Annotated in this window: 13 protein-coding genes; 11 read left to right on the top strand and 2 right to left on the bottom strand. The window is 47.0% G+C overall.

All coding sequences use genetic code 11. The annotated features are described in order from the left end of the window. Positions 1-159: 159 nt before the first annotated feature. Positions 160-1854 (top strand): histidine kinase N-terminal 7TM domain-containing diguanylate cyclase, encoded by a 1695-nt coding sequence (locus AC6CIF_RS27350; RefSeq protein WP_498202283.1) that lies wholly within the window; start codon positions 160-162, stop codon positions 1852-1854. Between the two features lie 76 nt (positions 1855-1930). On the opposite strand, the gene AC6CIF_RS27345 is transcribed toward AC6CIF_RS27350, so the two are convergent. Continuing rightward, on the bottom strand, positions 1931-2278 hold the full coding sequence (locus tag AC6CIF_RS27345; RefSeq protein ID WP_498202282.1) for a helix-turn-helix domain-containing protein: 348 nt from the start codon (positions 2276-2278) through the stop codon (positions 1931-1933). Positions 2279-2444: 166 nt separating this feature from the next. On the opposite strand from AC6CIF_RS27345, the gene AC6CIF_RS27340 reads away from it, so the two are divergent. The 8 genes from AC6CIF_RS27340 to AC6CIF_RS27305 all read left to right on the top strand — a co-directional run bounded on the left by AC6CIF_RS27340 (position 2445) and on the right by AC6CIF_RS27305 (position 12087). After that, positions 2445-3248 (top strand): DNA-binding protein, encoded by an 804-nt coding sequence (locus AC6CIF_RS27340; protein WP_498202281.1) that lies wholly within the window; start codon positions 2445-2447, stop codon positions 3246-3248. Between the two features lie 185 nt (positions 3249-3433). Beyond that, on the top strand, positions 3434-4591 hold the full coding sequence (locus AC6CIF_RS27335) for a WXG100 family type VII secretion target (protein WP_498202280.1): 1158 nt from the start codon (positions 3434-3436) through the stop codon (positions 4589-4591). A 498-nt stretch (positions 4592-5089) separates the two neighbouring features. Beyond that, positions 5090-6640: a nickel ABC transporter substrate-binding protein gene (gene nikA / locus AC6CIF_RS27330; protein ID WP_498202279.1), complete on the top strand. Its 1551-nt coding sequence runs from the start codon at positions 5090-5092 to the stop codon at positions 6638-6640. Beyond that, positions 6640-7587, top strand: coding sequence for a nickel ABC transporter permease (gene nikB, locus AC6CIF_RS27325; RefSeq protein ID WP_498202277.1), 948 nt, complete (start codon positions 6640-6642; stop codon positions 7585-7587). The genes nikA and nikB overlap by 1 nt, the downstream gene beginning before the upstream one ends. Continuing rightward, positions 7584-8438 (top strand): nickel transporter permease, encoded by an 855-nt coding sequence (gene nikC / locus AC6CIF_RS27320; protein WP_036671814.1) that lies wholly within the window; start codon positions 7584-7586, stop codon positions 8436-8438. Before nikB ends, nikC begins: the two co-directional genes overlap by 4 nt. Then, positions 8435-9235 (top strand): ABC transporter ATP-binding protein, encoded by an 801-nt coding sequence (locus AC6CIF_RS27315; protein ID WP_498202276.1) that lies wholly within the window; start codon positions 8435-8437, stop codon positions 9233-9235. The genes nikC and AC6CIF_RS27315 overlap by 4 nt, the downstream gene beginning before the upstream one ends. Continuing rightward, entirely contained in the window at positions 9232-10203 is a 972-nt protein-coding gene (locus AC6CIF_RS27310) for an ABC transporter ATP-binding protein (protein WP_498202275.1), read from the top strand. The genes AC6CIF_RS27315 and AC6CIF_RS27310 overlap by 4 nt, the downstream gene beginning before the upstream one ends. Before the next feature lie 378 nt (positions 10204-10581). Beyond that, positions 10582-12087: a malate:quinone oxidoreductase gene (locus AC6CIF_RS27305; RefSeq protein WP_498202273.1), complete on the top strand. Its 1506-nt coding sequence runs from the start codon at positions 10582-10584 to the stop codon at positions 12085-12087. Between the two features lie 241 nt (positions 12088-12328). On the opposite strand, the gene AC6CIF_RS27300 is transcribed toward AC6CIF_RS27305, so the two are convergent. Then, positions 12329-15451: a hybrid sensor histidine kinase/response regulator gene (locus tag AC6CIF_RS27300; protein WP_498202272.1), complete on the bottom strand. Its 3123-nt coding sequence runs from the start codon at positions 15449-15451 to the stop codon at positions 12329-12331. A gap of 135 nt (positions 15452-15586) precedes the next feature. On the opposite strand from AC6CIF_RS27300, the gene AC6CIF_RS27295 reads away from it, so the two are divergent. Together AC6CIF_RS27295 and AC6CIF_RS27290 are read left to right on the top strand one after the other, a co-directional pair. Beyond that, positions 15587-16723 (top strand): response regulator, encoded by a 1137-nt coding sequence (locus tag AC6CIF_RS27295; RefSeq protein ID WP_498202271.1) that lies wholly within the window; start codon positions 15587-15589, stop codon positions 16721-16723. Positions 16724-16937: 214 nt separating this feature from the next. Beyond that, positions 16938-21131, top strand: a complete 4194-nt coding sequence (locus AC6CIF_RS27290) for a DUF8202 domain-containing protein (protein ID WP_498202270.1) — start codon at positions 16938-16940, stop codon at positions 21129-21131. The last annotated feature ends 336 nt before the right edge of the window (positions 21132-21467 follow it).

Below are 21467 nucleotides of genomic sequence, written 5' to 3'. Positions count from 1 at the left end.
GCTACTCACCCTTATGGTGGTGTGATAAGATATGGTTAAATTAACCAATAAGTTTGGCGTAGCGGTATTGTATAGGTGTTTATTGAAGTTTTATATAAGTATCACATAGAATTATGAGCAATCACGTTGTCATTGTAGCATCTAAGAAGGAGAAGATTCGTGAACCCATTAGTATGGTATGATCTCTTTTTATTTGTCCTATTGTTCGGTGTAGGTGTATATGTGTTTGCTACGGTTAGAATTACGAACTTACATAAGGTGTACTTTTTGTTTCACGGGTTGATGATGCTCTGGCCTTTCTGCCAATTTGCGAGTACGCTCACGGATGATTCTGGTCTGCAGTTGTTCTACGTTACCTTATCTTTCGTTGCGGTCTCCTTGCTTGGGAGCGGGTGGCTTCTACTGACGATCTTTATTACCGGTTATTCAGAGCGTCTGAGTGCAAAAGGAACCTTCTTGCTATTTGTTCCTGCGGTGATTGGGGCTATAGGTGTGGTCGTTAATCCATGGAACGAGTTCGTCATTCCACTGGAGGGCGGGTACATCGAGCGGGATTACGGCCCTTGGTTCTGGGTTGTGATGGGTATTCTGGTGAGCTATTTCTTGGCTTCTCTCGTCGTTCTGTTCCGGGCGGTGTATTCATCGCAGACGTCTGCCATGATCAAAAAACAGGTGAGAATCACCCTGTGGGGCATCTTGGTCTTGGCTGTCTTTGCAACGATTGATGCGATTCTGAATGTCGTTCTAGCCCGCTGGTTGCCGATCATTCCTGGCATGACTTCGCTGGGGATCTTTCTGTCAGACCTGTTCTTTGTCTATGTGATCAAAAGATACAATGTGTTCGATCTGGTATCCATCGCGCATGAGGACGTAATCAATACCATTCCATATGGCATCCTGGTACTGGATGAGAATGAAGTCATTGTTGAAGCAAACAAAGCCTCTCGATCCTTTATGAAAATGCATGTGGGGGATTCTTTTGATATGGGAGCTTTCCTGGAATCTGTCTATGTCGCGGGTAGCTATCGGGAGTTCCTGAATCATTACAGGCAAAAGGAGAATACCCTGTCTCACATTGAACTGATCGTGGAACGGGACGATACGATTCGTCAGTATATCTTGCAATCATCTCCGATTGTGGATTCGGCTCTTGTGCCGATCGGTCATATCCTTACGTTCCAGGATGTCTCGCAGGAGCGCTTCTATGTGAAAGAGATGAATCGCCAGAACGAGACCCTTCAGGAGCGAAATCAGGCGCTGGACCTGATCCGTCAGGAGTTATCCGAGGCCAATCGCAAACTGGAGGAACTTGCGCTGACGGACAGTTTGACCAATTGTTACAACCGCCGTTATCTGACCCAGCATCTGAATCACGAGGTCATTACCAATATTCAATACAAAACACCATTCTCACTCCTGCTGCTCGATATCGACTACTTCAAAGCGATCAATGATCGCTATGGGCATGTCATCGGGGACGAAGTTCTCGTTCGCACGGCAGAGGCCGTCAAACAATCCATTCGCACTACCGATATTCTGACGCGCTATGGCGGGGAAGAGTTCATGATCTACCTTCCGCACACGGAGCATGATCTGGCGAACCAAATCGCGGAGCGCGTGAGAACAGCTGTGGAGTCCAACCATATTATGGTGGATCACGAGATTATGCAGGTGTCCATTACGATTAGTATTGGGATTCTTTCCTTTGAGGACTTTGAAGTTGTGCATGTACCGGACAATCCGGAGGGGTATTTGACTCAACTGTTCGCTGCGGTGGATAAGGCGTTGTATCAGGCGAAGCAGAATGGGCGGAACAGAGTGGAGTTTGCGGAGTTTGAGCGGGGAGTTGTTTGAAAAGAGAAATAAGAGAAGAGTGGGGATGTACTCCACTCTTTTTTGGTATTAAAGAAAGATGTTAATACAGAAATATTTAATCGGAATTTTTATGTGATTTTTCGATAGCGTTAAAAATCTCTTTACTAATTTTAGTCAATGATACGATTGTATCTGTACTTTTGCCGCTTATTAAAGTTATATGTTCATCCAAGGCTCTTTTGTACTCAGAGTCTTCTTTAAATTTAAAGATTTCTTCAGCAGTGACCTGCAATCCATTCATTATTTTCTCAAGAGTCTCCAAAGAAATATTACGGTCTCCCCGTTCAACTCCACCAATGTAGCTGTAATGAAGACCTGCTGCTTCCGCCAGTTGTTCCTGAGTCCAGCCTTTTGCCTTCCTTAACTCACGTATCCGATTTCCGACACTTTCTGGTAAATTCATGTTAATCACCTCCACTTAAGGTTAGAAGAGGTTATAGAATCCTTACAGACTAATATGTGCAAACTGTATCACTAAATAAAAGTACTTATAAGTACAATTTAGATTGATCTTTTTTTGATTTATCTATACAATTATAAGAAAATGGATAATTAAGGAGGATCTCCTTTTGCGAAAATCTATCCTAAAATCACTCAAACCGGACATCATTGTTGAAATGCTGGACATGGCTGTGGCTTTTGAAAATTGGAACAAGGTGATGGAGAGGGCGGACATGTTATATCAATGTGTGCAGTCGATCCATGAAGAGCGGCAGGAGTATCGGTCAAAGGGAGTGCCTGCACCACATATACACATCGAGCGGCCCTTGGTCTACTATTACGGGTTCAGTCACTTAATGCGGGGTATGGCTCACCAGAAGATGGGACAGGTAGATCAGGCGAGGGCATGTATCGATCAATATGCAGATCTGGGATGGATGGAGGATCTGGATGAGGTAGGTATGCAGGCGGTGCAGGAGTTCAGGCATAAGGTACAGGTGAATCGGTATGCTCTTGAGATTGAAGCCGGGCAGGTGGAACTGCTGGAGGAGTTTGTGAACTTTTTGCTTGAGCATCCGGAGGAATGGTTGGCAGGTCTGAAGGTGATTACGGAGGCAGCAGTGCGGCATAGATGGCAGATTGATCGGGTTTTACATGTGTTCGAGGATCAGATACAGGGTGTTGGCAGAGAAATAGATTCTTCAAACAACGATGATATGTACCATTACTGTTATCAGCGGGCTTTGTATGAACAGTGGATGGGAAGACCACAGGAGGCCGTGGAATTCATTTTGCAGGCGATTCGGTTAGCGGATAAGCTTGGGATGGATCGGTATTTTATAAGGTGCACAGCATTGTTGGAATCATTGCGGGAAGAGGCGACAGCGGAGCAGATTAGACGGTATCGGGTGATGTTGGAGGAAATGAAGTAGGAAAGGTATTTACTGAAACTGGTAGGATATGCCTTGAAGTGGGTATATGCATATAGGACCATAGCACCGATGAGGAGCACAGCTTGTGTTTTTATCATGGTGAAATCAGGATGTTAGCCGGATAGTTTACATATTACACTTCTGCTAACATAGGATAATCCTATTTCGAATGAGCGGAGAAACGTATGAGTACAATCAAAGTTACCCCGGAACAACTTCATCACGTATCGAATCAGGTAGATCAAGCCAGACAACAGTTGGAGAGTATACGAAGTGATCTGACGAGACAGATCATGTTCGTTCAGATGATGTGGATGGGTGCGACGCAGGAGCGATTTTACTATGAGTTCGAGCAGTCACGACCTATACTGGATAAAGCGCTGGAGAGTATGGTGAATACATCCAAGGAATTGAAGGATATCGCCACGCGTTTCCAAGATGCAGATGCTCAAAAGGTAAGTCTGGGTGGTGCGTTTGGAGTAGTCGGTGCCGCAGCTATGATGACCAAGTCAGCAGGTGGTTCAGGTTCGGGTGACAAGGGCTATCGGATGGCGCAAATTAATATGTTCGGTAAGTGGGTATGGATGCCTGTCAACGAGAAAGGTGTTGCGGATCAGGCTGCTCTTCAGGCTTATCAGAGGGATCAGGGAAATCTGGACTTTAATCGCATGCAAGCTGTGAACGTTGAACCGCCTGGGGAAGATATTTTTGCGTTACAGATCAAGGCGTTTGAGATGGGGATTCATCCTACGACGGGAGAGCCTGTATCAGATAAGTATGCTCAGATGATGGTGACCTCTCTGAAATTTAGTCAAATATTCATGGCGATTCAGATGGTTCGTGGGAGTATGCCGGGACGTTCGGGACCGTTTAAAACTTCGTCAACTGGCTTGGCATCTAAGATTCAGAATAATATAAAGAAAGCTGAACAAAAGGCAGGTATAAGCAATAACAATGGCAATGACTTATATCGTAGAACTTCCAATACGGGAGCCTTCAAGGACTTATCTGAGCCTATGCAATTAAGACATGTTGATAAGGTAGCAGGAGATGCAGGAATAGGACTCAAAGGGGTAAAGATAGAAATAGTCCGGGATGCTGAACTAGTAGGGAAGGATTTATACGGATGGGCTGATCCGAAAGGTAACAGGATAGTTCTCTATCCGGATGCATTTAGTAGTAAAGAGAATCTAGTTAAGACTCTAGGGCATGAGAGAATTCACATATATCAGACTAAGGTCTTTGGTAAGCCTCAAGATCCGGAAACATTGCTTGAGTATGAGAAAGGAGCCTATGGTTCAGAGAGCTCTTGGTGGGAGTATTATCAACGAAGGGAAAGATAACTATGACGAACTCTAAATTTAAAGATTGGATCAAGGTAAATACAGAGATCATTGAGAACTATCAAAATATATCTACTATTAAATGTCCTAACTGCCAAGAGACTAAAGTTAATTATCAGTATGTGGGAGACACACGTTCAAGAGTGGGTTTTTTAGACATATGGTGTAATTCTTGTCTTCAAGGAGTCCACATTTCTCGAACGAAAGTACCTGAACGCTTAAGTATGATTTCATTTGAAGAGGTAGATGAATATAAAAGAAGAGTGCCGAAGTATACTGCAGTAGAGCCTTTCTAACAATATTGAGCTAGAAAGCAAATCGTTAACAAGATAAGCCCTCATATGTAACAAAAAACATGAAGAATCCGCTCTCATTCGAGAGTCGGATTTTTTCTCGTTCTAACACCAATATAACTCTTGTCAAAACGTAATCATTACGATATGATAATACTCATTGTTTAGATAATAATGATTACGATTAAGAGAGAGGGGCATTACCTTGAATAAAAAGACGCCACTGCTAGCGCTGGTCTCCTTGGCCTTGAGCGCTGGACTGTTGAGCGCCTGCGGATCATCTGAGTCCAGTCCCGCTGCGCAACCATCCACCGATAATAAAAATGTTCATTTCCTATATAACTTCTCCACCAGTTCGCTAGATCCACATGTGGATTCCAGCTATGTGCCGCTGCGCGCGGGCATTACGGAAACGCTGGTTCGTCTCGATGAAGAGAACTTGACGGTTGCTCCATGGCTCGCCGAGAGCTGGGAGAGCGAAGATGGGCAGCATTGGACGATCGACCTGCGAGATGATGTGACCTTCCAGAACGGCAAGCCAATGACAGGTGAATCCGTTAAGGCGTCTCTTGAACGGGCACTGGAAGAGAGTGTAGCGATCCAGAACGCTCTCAAGATCGATACAATTGAAGCCGAGGGTGACAAGCTGGAGATTACCACAACTCAGCCTTTCCCGGAATTTGCTTCAGAGCTGGTGAATCCGAACACGGCGATTATCGACGTGAGTGAGCCGGACATTGTGAACAAGCCCATTGGTACGGGCCCGTTCAAGCTGACTTCTTTTACCCCAGGCAGCAAGCTGCAACTGAATCGCTATGATGAATATTGGGACGGAGCATCGCCCCTAGATTCCATCACGTTTTCATTCAATGAAGATGCCAATGCCCGCACACTAGCGCTCAAATCTGGGCAGGTAGATATCGTATACCGTCCGGAAGTTGAGAGCCTCGAATCGCTCAAAGCGATGGACGGCATGAAGGTTGAGTCCACATCGACATTCCGCGTGCATCAACTAACGATGAACATGCAGCGGGAGAGTATGAAGGACCTCAATGTTCGTCGTGCGCTGGACGCGCTGATTGACCGTCAGGGTATCGTGGACACGATCCTGCTCGGCTATGGGGAACCGGCCATTGGACCGTTCCTGCCATCGCTGCCATTCGCACCAACCTATACGGATACAGCAACGGAATCCGGAGCTGATGTCGCTGTAAAATATCTTGGCGAAGCAGGGTACACGCAGCAAAACGGCGTGATGACCAAGGATGGAAAACCATTGCAGCTGACGCTGCTGACATATTCAGCCCGTGCTGATCTGCCACTGATCGCTCAAGTGTTCCAATCTGATGCGAAGAAGATCGGTATCGACGTGCAGATTCGCCAGATTGACACGCCAGAAGATTATATGGCATCTAACCGTGACTGGGATATTGCGACGTACAGTAATTTGACGGCTCCTCGTGGGGATGCTGGTTATTACCTGAATGCGACGTACCATCCGAAGGGTGCTCTTAACTTCAGTGGATCGGAAGATCCGGAGCTGACCAAGATCATCGACGAATTGAATCTCACAGTTGCACCGGAGAAACGCGCAGAGCTTGCCGAGAAGGCAGCCAACTACGTGCATGACAATGTGCTGAATTCATTCGTGCTGCATCCAGGTACGATCGTTGCCTATAACGGCAAGAAGATCAAGAACTGGGTTACCACCCGCAGTGAATATTACATGATTACCAATAAGCTGGATGTGATGTAATGTTTCGTATTTTGCTTCGGAAGTTCCTTGAGGTATTTATCTTTCTGTTGTTCATTATGTTTGTGAGTTTCCTGTTCATTCGTCTGGCTCCCGGTGATCCGGTACTGACGATCCTGAACGTAGACGAACTTTCCGTTAGTCAGGAGCAGGTCGAAGCTGTACGCGAGGAAATGGGTTTCAACGATTCGCTTCCTGTCCAGTTTGGCAACTGGTTACTCGATTTCGTTCGGCTCGACTTCGGTGTATCTTATTCGACAGGCCAGCCCGTCATGCAGACCCTGATGCATGCGCTGCCAGCTACGGCTGAACTCACGATTGGCGCTCTACTGGTTATGCTCGTCATAGCGATCCCGCTAGGCTCGCTGTCAGCACTCCATCGTGGCAGTTGGATTGACCGCGGCAGCCGGATGCTCTCCATTGTGGGTGCCGCGGTGCCGAGCTTCTGGCTGGGTCTAATCCTGATCGATATGTTCGGCGTACGCTTTGGCAATCTGCCGACCATGGGCCGGGATGGATTCACCTCACTTATTCTGCCATCTCTGACGCTGGGACTTGCCATCTCCAGCGTTTATGTGCGTCTTTTGCGTTCCAGCTTGCTAGATTCACTAAGTCAGGAGTTCGTTCGGTCCGCCCGGGCAAGAGGGTTATCCGAAGGCCGGATCTTCATGCTTCATGCGTTTCGGCACAGTCTGCCGCCTGTCATTACGGTATTTGGCGTCAGCCTCGGCAGCCTGATTGGCGGAGTTGTCGTGATTGAAGTGTTGTTCGCTTATCCGGGCATCGGCAAGCTCGTCGTTGACGCCATCCGCCAGCGTGATTATCCATTGATCCAGGGTTACATCCTGATCATGGCTATCGCGGTATTCCTCGTGAATACGGCGGTTGATCTGTCGTACCGTTATTTGAATCCCGAAATGAAACTCAAGGAAAAGGAGGCCCACCGATGAAAACCATACCCCTGCCCATTCCAACGACAAAATCTAAAAAACATAGCTGGCAGGCGATCATTGGTCTGCTGTTTGCACTGCTGGTCATCGCGGCCTCCTTATATGCCTTTTTAGTTCTGAAACATGATCATACCTTAACCGATCTGCGCGGACGATTGCAGGGCGCAAGTGCTCTCCATCCGTTCGGCACCGACCATCTGGGCCGCGATGTACTGACACGTCTGCTGCTTGGCGGCGGCCAAACACTGGGTTATAGTCTGCTGGCACTCGGTGCTGCATTGCTGATTGGCATTCCGTTTGGTTTGATCGCGGGTTACAAACGTGGCTGGGTCGATAAGTTGTTCATGCGGATTGCTGATGCCTTTCTTGCTTTCCCTGATACCATCGTGGCGATTGTGCTAAGTGGCTTGCTTGGCGCGGGAATCGGTAATCTGGTATTGGCGATTGTGATCGTAAAGTGGGTCAGCTATGCCCGTCTAGTTCGAAGTACGGTTTTATCGGAGTCCCAAAAGGATTACATTCGCATCGCCCGGACCAACGGACTTTCGGACGGTCGTATCATGAGAAAACATCTGCTTCCACATATCGCAGGGCATGTGCTCGTGCTGGCCAGTCTTGATCTGGGTAAAATCATCCTGCTCATCTCTTCGTTGTCCTACATTGGCCTTGGCGCTCAGCCGCCAACACCTGAATGGGGTGCGATGCTGAACGACTCACGGCCTTACTTCCAGTCTCGGCCAGAGCTGATGATCTATCCGGGTCTTGCCATTGTCTCGGTAGTCTTGCTAGCCAACATGCTGGGCGACTATCTAAGAGACCGGTTTGACGTGAAGAAGGAGGTGCAGCCATGATTCTCTCCATTGAGGAACTGAGCATCTCCAGTCGGGATCGTACGATTGTAGATCAAGTCTCTCTGGCTGTTCGCGAAGGCGAGTTCATGGCATTGGTTGGACAGAGTGGTAGTGGCAAAAGCTTGCTCTCGCAAGCAATTGGTCGTCTGCTGCCGCCCAACCTGCATGCGTCGGGGCGAGTCATGTTCGAGGGCAGCAACCTGCTCGAACGGAAGCCAAAGGAGATGCGCGCCCTGCGGGGAAGCCGCATCTCGTATATTTTTCAAGACTATCAGGGAGCATTTACGCCCTTTCGCAGCATTGGTGGGCACTTTGATGAATACCAGAAGGTACATGGGGAAAAGTCTTCTGCTATCCGCAAGAAACGAGCGGAGGAAGCGCTGGAATCGGTTGGCCTTGGCGCTGAATTGCTGCGCCGCTATCCGTTCCAATTGAGCGGTGGACAGCTTCAGCGGGCCTCAATTGCCACATCGCTGATGCTCTCACCTCGTCTGCTGATCGCTGACGAAGCGACAACGGCACTGGACAGTGTGTCCGGGCATCGCGTGTTGGAGTTGCTGGCACGCAAACAAGCGGAGACGGGATGTGCCATTCTGTTTATCACACACGACTGGCGCCATGTACGTCGCTATGCCAACCGCTTGGCTGTCATGAAGGAAGGGCAGATCGTTGAATCTGGCGGGAAACATCGCATTATCGATCATCCTCAGCATGAATATACGCGTCAGCTGATTGATGCGGCTCCCGTCCTGAGTCGGTCACTGAAGTCGGGATTGAAGGAGGCGGGAACGGAATGAAGATGACCACAAATGATGAACGCCGTGGACTTGTGCAGTCCAAAGAAGAATCTGATGTGCGAAGCCACGATTTTGCTAAAGACTTAAACCATGCAGACACAGACAATGTAAACATAAATACTGCGGGTACAGATCATGCGGATACAGATACGGATATAGATACCACGGGTACAGGCAATGCTTCATCGCTCAGCATCCCTGGAAATGCTGTGCTTCACGTGGAACATCTCAGCCGAACGTATGCGGGTGCAGACAGACCGGCTGTGAATGATATTTCCTTCACTCTGAACCACGGCGAATGCCTTGGCCTGGTTGGGGAGAGCGGCTGCGGCAAGAGTACACTCGCACGCTGTCTGTTGAGGATCGAAGATGCAGATACAGGCTCGATTACATTGGGCGGACAGGATATCGCGCGGCTGAGCAGCCGACGGTTGCGACCTCATCGCCGGAAGATTCAGATTGTTTTCCAGAACCCGATGGCTGCACTGAATCCGAAGCTCAAGATTGCCGATTCGCTAATCGATCCGTACGAACAGCTTGGACGGAACGCTGAGCTTTCCCACTTTACCTATACGTCGAAGGAGGCTTACGTCCAAAAGCTGCTTGAAGCTGTTGAGCTTCCAAGCGACTTGGCTGGACGATACCCCCATGAGTTAAGTGGTGGACAGCGTCAGCGGGTCACGATCGCACGTGCCATTGGTATTGAGCCGGACGTTGTCGTTCTGGATGAACCGACAGCCAGCCTGGACGTGATCTCGCAAGGAGCAGTTTTGCAGTTGCTCACCGATCTGCGGACATCGCTTGGTCTGTCATACGTGTTCATCTCGCATGATCTGGCTGCCGTACATCGCATGAGCCAGCGCATTATCGTCATGCGGGAAGGTCAGATCGTTGATCGCTTTGGCGCGGATGCGTTGTTCGCTGAAGAACGCCATCCGTATACGAAAGAGTTAATTTCGATCTTCTGAGTACTCCCGGAAACGCCGGGGGTGGTAATCGTTAATTTATATATAAAGCCGCCTTGCGAAGAGATTCGAGAGCGGCTTTTAGTGCATCCATTTGATCAACCAAGTCCCCCTAAAACCGGGTTCCTTTCTTTGTTTTGAACAAATATATCTTTCAGGCCTATAACCGGGCTAACGTTCCGATGTAAACTAGCGTATACTGATGGAATAGCAAATATCTTGAAATTGCATATTTAAATTGCTCTATATTATTGATACACTAGATCAAGGTTATAATCATTCAGAGAAGGTGCGATCCCGTTCAAGAATGGGCTTGCTGCAAATGCCAAATCGATAACGCTTACATCCTTTTGGCAAATATAGGATATAAGGACGGTAGACATGAGCCAGGGACAAACGAGTACAGATGTGATCTTGATTGGTGCCGGAATTATGAGTGCAACTTTGGGAACTTTGCTAAAAGAATTGGCACCAGACTGGAATATTAAGGTTTTCGAAAAGCTAGCCACTGCAGGAGAGGAAAGCTCCAACGAATGGAATAATGCCGGAACCGGGCATGCTGCATTGTGCGAACTTAACTATACCGTTGAACGACCAGACGGAACCGTAGATATTAGCAAAGCGATTAAAGTGAATGAACAATTTCAGATCTCAAAGCAATTTTGGTCCTATCTCGTCAATAGCCGTCTGATTCGTAATCCGCGGGACTTCATTATGCCGATTCCTCATTTGAGTTATGTGCACGGAGAGAGCAATGTCCAGTTTTTGAAAAGACGTTATGACTCCTTGTCGAATCATCCGCTGTTCGCAGGCATGGAATTCTCGGATGACAAGAAAGAGCTGGCGAAATGGATGCCGCTGATGATGAAAGATCGTACAAGTAATGAACCTGTTGCAGCGACCAAAATTGACTCCGGTACGGACGTTAACTTTGGTGCTTTAACGCGTATGCTGATCAAACATTTGAAGGAACAACACGTGGGCGTCCACTACCAACATAGCGTGAAGAATATGAAACGCACCAGCGATGGACTATGGGAATTATCCGTGAAAAACCTGAAGAGTGGTGCAGTCGAACGCCATAAGGCGAAATTTGTCTTCATCGGCGCGGGCGGCGGAAGTCTGCATTTGCTCCAGAAGACGGGCATTCCGGAAGGTAAACATATCGGCGGATTCCCGGTCAGTGGGATCTTTATGGTGTGCAAAAATCAAAAAGTCGTGGAACAGCATCATGCCAAAGTATATGGCAAGGCTTCGGTAGGAGCTCCGCCGATGTCCGTTCCGCATCTGGACACCCGTTTTATCGACAATAAGAAGTCGCTGTTATTTGGACCGTTTGCCGGGTTCTCACCGAAGTTCCTGAAGACGGGTTCCAATGCCGACTTAATCACGTCTGTTAAGATGCATAATCTGCTTACGATGCTCGCAGCAGGTGTCAAAGAAATCTCTTTGACCAAGTACCTCATCCAACAACTGATGTTATCCAAAGAACAACGTATGGCAGAATTGCGTGACTTTGTTCCGGGTGCGAAGAGTGAGGATTGGGATATGGTTCTAGCGGGGCAGCGTGTGCAGGTGATCAAGGATACTGTCCAAGGTGGCAAAGGAACGCTCCAATTCGGTACAGAAGTGGTCACGTCTGCAGATGGAACAATCGCGGCTTTGCTAGGTGCATCACCAGGTGCATCCACGGCGGTTCAAGTCATGCTTGAGATTCTTCAGCGGTGCTTCCCGCAGCATATGGAGGCATGGGAGCCAAAGATCAAGGAAATGATTCCATCCTATGGCATATCCCTTGTGGAGAATCTGGATCTTCTCAAAGAGGTTCATTCTTCAACAGCCAAGGCGCTGGGGTTATCGGATGAAAAACATGTCATGCACGTATAATCATTAGCTTATCGTGTTAGATCATAATGAAGTCAAAGAAAAGAGAGCTAAGCCGGGACGAACCCTGTGCTTAGCTCTCTTTTGGTTTATTTGGTATGTCAGAACCTGAACGTGAGCTTGAACTTGAACTTGAACATGTCCGTTATCATCGCGTTCCCCGTAGACCTTACACAGAGCAAACGGATATGGATCGAATAATATGCCGCTGTAGAGTTATAGAACGATCTTATTGCTCAGGCTCTCAACTGCGGTCCAAAGGGATAACAAAGGAAACTTTCGTACCTTGGCCCGGTGAACTGACGATGCGTAAGCCCTGTCCGTACATCTGAGTCAACCGGCGATGTGTATTGGTTAATCCAATGCCCCCACTTCCGCCGGGACCTTTCTTGGGCCACGCCAGTGCCCGTTCGATCTGCTCGGGCTGCATCCCCACACCGTCATCCTCGATTTCAATCAAGGTGGACGCTGTTTGGTTGATGATTCGGATATGCACGGTTCCACCCTCAACTTTGCTGAGAATACCATGTCGAACAGCATTCTCAATAAGCGGTTGAATGGTGAGTGGCGGCAGGGATAGATCAAGATCATCGGGAATATCCCAGATGACGTTCAACCGATGCATGAATCGTTCTTTTTCAATGTAGAGATAGGCGCGGGATAGATCCAACTCATGAGTGACCTCAACCATTTTCTCCGAATTGACAAAATGAAAGCTGGTCTGAAGATACTCGATAAAAGCATCGCCCAGCTTCTGCATTCGCTCCGTGTCCATCTCACTAAGAACCATGATTGAATTGAGCGTATTAAAAAGAAAATGGGGCTGAATCTGTGCTTGTAAGTAAGCAGCCTCCATGCGCAGTCGCTCATCAATGGATTGTTTCAGTACGATCAGAGACCCGATGCGATGCCTTAATTCAACGGCATCCACGGGCTTGGTGACATAGTCCGTAGCACCGGCCATGAATCCGGCGTATACATCCGCTGGTTCGTTACGGGCCGTCAGCAACAGGATGGGAAGCTCCGATACCGAATAACGCTTGCGTACGTTCTCGGTCAGTTCATAACCGGACATATGGGGCATCATGACATCAGCAATCAGTAAGTCCCACGGCTCCTTATCCAGCAACTCTAATGCTTCAAGTGCGGAAGCTGCTGGTTGAATGTGGTAAGGTTCATTCGCAAGCATGGAGATCAGTACTCGCAGGTTTACAGGATCATCATCGACGGCAAGAATACGGGCGGCAGTCTTATCCTGAGATATGGTCTGCTGCTGTGGTTCTGCAATCGCAATTTCATCGAAGCTGTGAGCGTCCCATTGCTGCTCAGTCTGGTCCGATAACGATGCGGTGTCTTCCCGTGGAAGCGAGATCTGGAAGGTTGATCCTTGCCCAGGTACGGATTGCACGGTGAGTTGGCCGCCATGGAGTTCGGTGAGCTGCCTGCTGATATTGAGACCGAGGCCGATTCCTCCGCTTAAACGAGCCTCTTGGGTCCCCTGTTCATACGCCTCGAATATTCGCTGTTGTATCTCTTCACTTATACCAACACCTGTATCTGAGACTTGGATCAAGACATGCTCTCCATGTACCCGAACAGATACAGTAATGGTACCCTCATCGGTGAATTTGAGTGCATTATGCAACAGGTTGTAGAGTACCTGAACAAGTCTTCTCTCATCGGCTTGAATTAACGGCAGTGATTCAGGAATATCTACCTTCATGTGGACAGGCCTTCCCTCTGCCATGAATCGGAACATACCGATCACGCCTGGAATGACAGATGCAAGAGATAAAGGTTTCTTCTGAAGCGTAATGCGTTTTTCCTTCAAACGAATGACATCAAGGAGGTCATCAACCAGTTGGGACATGCGTCGGCCGATGGTAACTAACAGCTTCATGTCTTCTGCCTGCTGCCCACCTGATTTACGCCGTTCACGGACCGCGATGCTCTCGGCGATATTGATGATCCCGTGTAGCGGTGTACGCAATTCATGAGCCGTATTCACAAGAAACTGATCCTTCTGGCGATCCTCCTCTTTGAGCTGTTCGTACAACTTCTCGATCTCACTTGAATTGCGGAAGTATTTTCTGAACCAATAGGCGGAGAAGCCCAACATGGCCGCGATCACATCGATCGGATAATACACGTTGGTAATTTCGCTATGTGAGTTCACAATTCCCCATAATACGCTTGATAGGCTGCTAGTAGCCGCAAAGAGCAAAAAGCTTGCGTCGCTTCGTTTCTCGGCTGCCATTCGGAAGAATAGGTACACAGACCAGCCGATGGCAAACAGATAGAGGAAATCAGAAAGCCCAATCTCAAGTACATGATAGATCAGGGTCACTGGTGCGACGAGCAAAAATAAACAGTAAACGCCAAGCACGCTGGCATAGATACGGAACAGTTTACGCCCTTGTAGATTATGGGAGAAGCTTCTAGCCATCTGTAAAAGAAAGAATGCGAACAACGGATAGGACAACGCTTTGGCCTTAACGATCCAAGTGAAGTTGAGTGGAATCCAACTCAATAACAGATTGTCATGATCGGAAGCGACCGTTAGGGCAGCTACCAGTGTTAGCATCGAGAACGTCAGCAGAGCTCGTTCCTTTCGGATAAACAGAAACATCACAAAAGCGTATAGGCTGTGCAAAAGCAGTATGGCGAATGTAATCTTTTGCAAGTCGATGGATAGTCCTCGTTCACTTCCAATGGCTTCTGGAGAACCAAAATAGAGAGAGCGTGTGATCCCTCCGCTATAAGGATCGTCGAAATTGGCTGTCTGCACCAAAAGATTGAGTTCGGTAGAACCGTCAAGCACATAGGAAGTCGTAAATGCAGTCCTTTCTGGTCGATAGGCTTCGGCATGAGTGGCAGGTTGGCCGAATTCGGCAACAATGGTCCCGTTCATCTCGATGATCGATGATGTCTGGATTTTCTGAGCCCAGAGAGAGACTTCCTCCACAGATGGATCTAACAGTATGCGAAGACGGTACGTCCCATATCCGAACGATGATGAGGATTGTGGTAATGCATTACGCCAGTCACCGGGAACTTGAATCCGTGTGGATAGGTTATCCGCTATTTTCGCGTCACGATTAGAGATTAACGTCTGAGGATAAAACTCCCATTCTCCATCCAGGGATATGGGTGAAGTGTTGGCGAGGTCCCAGCCTCGAAGGTCTAACAAGCCTTCAATGGGTTCAGGATGTGCGGGTATAGTGAAAGTCTCGGACCATATCCAGCGAAAGCCAAGCAAAATAGTCAGGAATAGAATCGACAGCACTACATATCGGGGTATCTTTTTATAGGTTATTGGTTTCATGGCAGACTTTAGTTTTCGACAGTTTACTTCAAATTCCTGCATGTCCTCTGCCAAAGATGAACATTTTTTTGAATAACGGAACATAGATTCTATATTTAAATGATAGCGGTCCCACGTCAGGATTTATGGTAAAATTATAGATTAAAGGGTGATCAGTGAGCCAGAGGAGTTGTGCATATGAGAGTGATTTTGGTAGATGATGAATATCTCGCTCTGAGCAGGTTGAACAAACTGTTGCAAGAGAGAGAGGATTGCGAAGTTATCGGCTCTTTTCTGACGGCACAGGAAGCCATAGATCAGATCGAAATTCATCTGCCGGAAATCGTCTTCATGGACGTTCAGATGCCGGGGATGAACGGGATCGAAGCGACCGAACGTATCCATGAGGTTTCTCCTGGAACAGAAGTTATTTTCACAACCGCATATAACGAACATGCACTGACGGCCTATGGGCTTGAAGTGCTGGATTATATTATGAAGCCTGTAACGCGTGACCGTTTGGAAAAAACGATGAAGATGTATCAACGCCGAACGGTGTCAGCAAGTCTGAATATAACAGAAGGGCCATCCATGTTGATCCGTTGTCTGGGAATGCTCCAAGTCCAAGTGCACCCAAATGAGCCGCCAAAACATATGAAGTTCAGAACAACCAAAATTAGAGAGTTATTCGCCTATTTGCTTCACTATCGGAACAAGCCGATTAAGCGGGATACGTTACTTGAACTGTTGTGGCCAGAGTTGGATGAGCGGAGAGGTATATCCAATCTGCACAGTGGTATCCATCGCTTACGCAGCATGATGAACGAACTCATGGGTGAGGATAAGATGTCCATTCGCTATCAACAGTTTGGTTATCTATTGGAAACGGGTGAATTCAGGGTTGATGTGGAAGAATGGGAGAGTCGTCTTAACCGATTGCCTCTATTATCTTCGTCTACAATAGCTGAACATCGACAGACCTCAGATCAATATGAAGGCAAATATTATGGTGAGGACGATTACATATGGGCTGAGCTGGAGCGTCAGCGCTTGCATGCACTCTGGCGTAATCATGCCATGCAACTTGCACAATACTATATTGAAATGGGACAGAATACGGAAGCACTCACGTTATATCACCGGGTACAGCAGTTCGAGCCATCATTGGAGCAAGTCGGATTGGCCTTAATGAAGACCTATGATCGATTAGGCAATAAAGATCCTGTAATCGCACAATATAATCAGTTGGTCACTACGTTAGAACAAGAGGCGGGCATACGTCCTGGCTTGGAAGTTGAGTTGTGGTACCAGCAATGGAAACAATCAAATAGTTAATTGGAAATATACAGCCTTGCAGCTTCATTTGCGAGGCTATTTTTTTTGTTCTGAGACCTCGTTGGGTTTGGTAAGAGTTTGGTAAGAGATAGGGTAGTAGAATGAACGGTGATGTATATCGAAATAACACATCTAATAAACCGGATGTCCCTAATGGGCATATGAGAAAAATGGTTTATTTGTGAAATCAATAGAACGAAAGGTGTGAAAAGAGTTGAAGGACGTTAAGAAAACGCAAGGCAGCAAAATGATGCGGGGATGGTCAAAGGCACTTTCCCTCCTGATGGTTGCAAGTATTCTACCATTACCCGGCATAACACCAACGAAGCAAGCACATGCAGATGCGGGTCCGATTTCCACGAATATCAGTGTTACGGAGGCAGTTTATCCAGGTGGTGTAAGCGATGGACTCATTTCGTGGGTTGATGTTGAAAAGAGTATGAAACTGGCAGCTGACGGCAGTAAAATCACTTCTTTGACCGATCTGGTAGATCTGGATCCCAATGTAGAACATGATAATGTATGGAGTATCGTAAATCCTAATACCTTAGTTACAGGTGCCATTAACTTTAACAGCGGTATATTAATTGATGGTAACAAAGGATACTATATCAGGGAGCCTTTCCATACAACGGATGTCGCTCGTGAGGCATTTTCCATTCAAGGAGCTGCTGCGAATGGTTTCCCATGGCATTTTGGCGGCCAAGGAAGCACCGACACGTACAGTACAAGTGTAATCAGATCTTCATTTGGCAATGCAGGGAACGACGAATTGATTCGAGATAATGCAGGTAACCCGTATCAGTTAGGGCAAGCAGATATTTTCAATGTACTTCGCACTGAGAATTACTTTGGGATGTATTTAAATCATACGAAGTTAATCGATAAAACAACTGCAGGAACAGCGAACTTTAATAGTGCCTCGAGTGCTACGGGTTACTACTTCGGAGCAGGGCATAATCGAAGGTTTAATGGACTAATATCGGAAACGATATTATATAATCGCGAGTTACAGGACGTTGAAAGAGCTAAAGTGTACAGTTACTTGGGGTTAAAATACGGAATCACTCTGGCAGACAACTATGTTGCCAGTGATTGGAACGGAGAAGAAGGTACTGTTTTCTGGAATTCGTCGAACCAAGCTGATTACAAGAATCGCATTACCGGGATTGGCCGTGATGACTTAGGTGCCCAGAACCAGAAACAATCCAAGTCACAAGGAGTCGGCTCAAATGTATCCATTGTTCTTGGAGATACGATTCATTCAGATAATGTCGACAATGAGAATACGATGGATAACAACTCCTTCTTTATGTTTGCAGACAAGAGCGCGAACGATACCGTATCTTATGTAAGTGCACCCATCGTGAAAGATGGCTTTCGTGTAAAGATCATGGATCGTTCGTATCAGGTGGACAAAACAAACTGGAATGATCAAGATATCACACTTCAAGTGGATGATGCTGAAGGCTTAAAACCAAGCTACATCATTCTTAGCCAAGATGACTCTTTTGACAACAATGATACCTTTTATCCAGTAACGGATGGAAAGGTTACATTAAACAGTTCCAACTTTGTGGACGGTTCTTACTTCACGTTTGCAGCTGCTTATCCGGAACCTAAAGATGCTCACTTGCTAACATCGCAAGTCAATGACGATGGAACTTTGAATCTAACCTTCAATCGTGACGTGAAATCGGATGATTTGAAGGGCTTCACCGTCACAATTGGAGGTACCGTGTATGATGATCTGAGTCAATTTATAGCTAATGGATCTACGATTTCCATCCCTCTGACGGAAGCTCAGCTTGAATCGGGAGAAGAAATTACAATTAACTATGACGGTAGTGGCACGTTGAGAGACGCGTTAACCGGACTCAAGGTTGATGAATTCGATCAGGCTATTCATGCAGTCAATACAATGCCATTAGCGAAAAAAGTGAAAGAAGCCTTAGCTTTATCGAATGGTGATTACACGACTGATTCATGGAATGCATTGCAAACCAAAGTCCAAGAGGCACAGACACTTTTGAGCAATCCTTTGGTAACACAGACTCAGGTAAATGACCTGTTAAGTGTATTGGATAACGCAATCGATGGATTGGTCAAGAATCAACCCAAAGCGGACAGCGGCAGCTTCATCGAGGGCGAAAGCACGATATCCATTCATTTTAATAAAAGTATCGAAGTAGTTTCTGAAGTGGATCTAAGTAGTGCATTTACAGTTACGGTAGGTGGGCAAACCGTAGAAGTTGTCGGAGCTGTCATCGATAGATCTGATCCTACAAAATTGATTTTGACCTTGCCCGAATCGGTTAAATTATCAAGTGATGAGAAGGTTAACGTTGCTTACAATGGAACATCTGGCTATCTAAAAGGCGAGGGAGCAGAAGGGACATTGGTTCATGATTTCCAATTCGATTTGGAAGACCCATTCGCGAGCGCGTTGAAGATTACTGAACCAGCAGGGAGTACTTCAGATAAGAAGCCAGCGGTTTCGGGTACGGTCCATACGGATACAGATACGCTGAGTGCAGTGTTGAAAGATGCGGATGGAAATGTAGTTGATGTTGCAGGAAGTTTGATCTGGAATGCTGGGGACCCAAACTGGTCCTATCATCTGGATGAAGATCTGGCACCCGGCACTTATACCGTTGAGGTAACAGCAGTGGACGGAGGACGTTCCGTTACAAAAACGAAAACATTTACTATTGTAAAAGAAGCACTGACACAGCTCAGTCTGACCGATTCATTTGGGAAAAATATTGCGTTGAACCAAGCATTTGATCCAAACCAATTCAACTACGCAGCAACGGTAACCAATGATGTGTACAATCTACGTATTTACCCGACTGCTCCTGATTCTGCAGACAAAATTGAGATTTTGCATGATGGAATCTGGAAGGAAGTGGAGAGTGGCAATAGTAGTGATGATCTTGCACTTAAGGTAGGTTCAAACACAATTGTCATTAGAGTTACAGATACGAATGGCTTGCAGACGGAGTACACTACGGTTATCACCAGAGCATCCAGTGACAATGGTAACAATGGTGGAGGCAATAACGGTGGCGGGAACAATGGCGGTGGAAATACGGGAGGTAACGGTGGAAGCACACCTGCCCCTGCGCCAGTACCAACACCAACTTCGGCACCCGTGAAGGATAATCTGGAAACAACTCGGGATGGTAGCCATCAACCATTTGCTACATCGAAACCATCTGACAACAAAGAAACATTGGTTCAAGTTGATCCAGCCAAGCTGAATGTTGCCATGTCACAAGGCACAGGCCAGCAGTTCGCCATTCATTCACCAAATGATGGGGATATGAAGGTGGACGGTTTAACCCTCGAAACACTGAAACAATTGGTGGATCAAGGTTCCAAACTAAACATTAGCAATCCGCTGGCGATCTATCCGGTACCTGGCGGTAAAATGGACGTGAATGGTGTGTCCAGACAGCTTGGTAATGCAGCGTTGAATGATATTGATGTCCATGTTGATATCGCACGTTCCTCGGATGCTTTGATTGACAGCGCCGAGACAAGAGCCGCATCCCAAGGATACGAGTTACTTGTCACACCGGTTGATCTGGATCTGACGTTTACGAAAGATGGACAGACCGTGCGATCCGGCCAGCTGAACGGTTATGCACCGAAGTATATTGCACTTCCGGAAGGTATCGACCCGAACCGGATTACCACAGGCGTAATCATTAATCCGGACGGTAGCATTTTCCATGTACCAACGGTTGTCACTAAGATTGATAGTCGTTACTATGCACTCATTAATGACTTGCGTAGCAGCGGAAGCTACTCGGTTATCTGGAATCCACAGGATTTTGAAGATGCCAGATCCCATTGGGGCAAAACGGATGTGAACAACATCGCTGCAAGATTAGATTTGCAAGGTAACGGAGATAACACAATCTCACCGAACCGTCACGTTACCCGTTCCGAGTTTGCCGAGATTGTTGTGCTTGGACTGGGCTTGATGCGTCAGGATGCACCACAGAATCTATTCCCTGACGTTAACGATTCCGCATGGTTCCGCTCCGCGGTAGCCCTTGCGAATGAATTCGGTATCGTTCGCGGTTACGATAATGGGAACTTCAACGGTAATCAGGAGATCACACGTGAGCAAGGATTTGCTATGGTTGCTCGTGCCTACCGTCTGATTGAGCCGGAAGCGGCAATTAGCCCGGATCAGATGAACTCTGAACTGGAACGTTACAGTGATGCAGCCGATGTATCGAATTGGGCCAAAGAAGATGTAGCCCAGTTGATTGCAGCCGGAATCATCCAAGGTAACGGGCCAGAGGTTCTGAGTCCGAAGACAACGATGACTCGTGCTGAGGTCACTGCATTGATTGCAAGAATGTTGAAAGTAACAAACTTGATTGATCAATAAACACAATCTAAAATGAAAAGCCTTTGCTGACATTGGGGGTCAGCAAAGGCTTTTTTTTATTTTCATTAAACTCTTAAATTCACGTCGTAATACTTTCGCCCTGTTGGAAGATCGTGGAATCTGAGATGATGGGTTCACCAGAGGTTCGGGTGACAAACTTCGAACCTCTGGCCTTCAGGCTATTGCGATCCTTCCTTCTACAATCATTGGAGATCATAGGGTCGCAGCTCTCCTGAAGATTTTATTTCAGAGAGGAGGCGTCCAGGCTATCATATTCCTTCCTTCTAACCCTAACCTTTCACGTTATATAGGGATGTGGCTTTCCTGGACTCTTTT

The sequence above is a fragment of the Paenibacillus sp. GQ49 genome (assembly GCF_059759055.1).
Note: the sequence above shows the minus strand (reverse complement) of the source record. Positions and strands in the feature narration are given on the sequence as shown.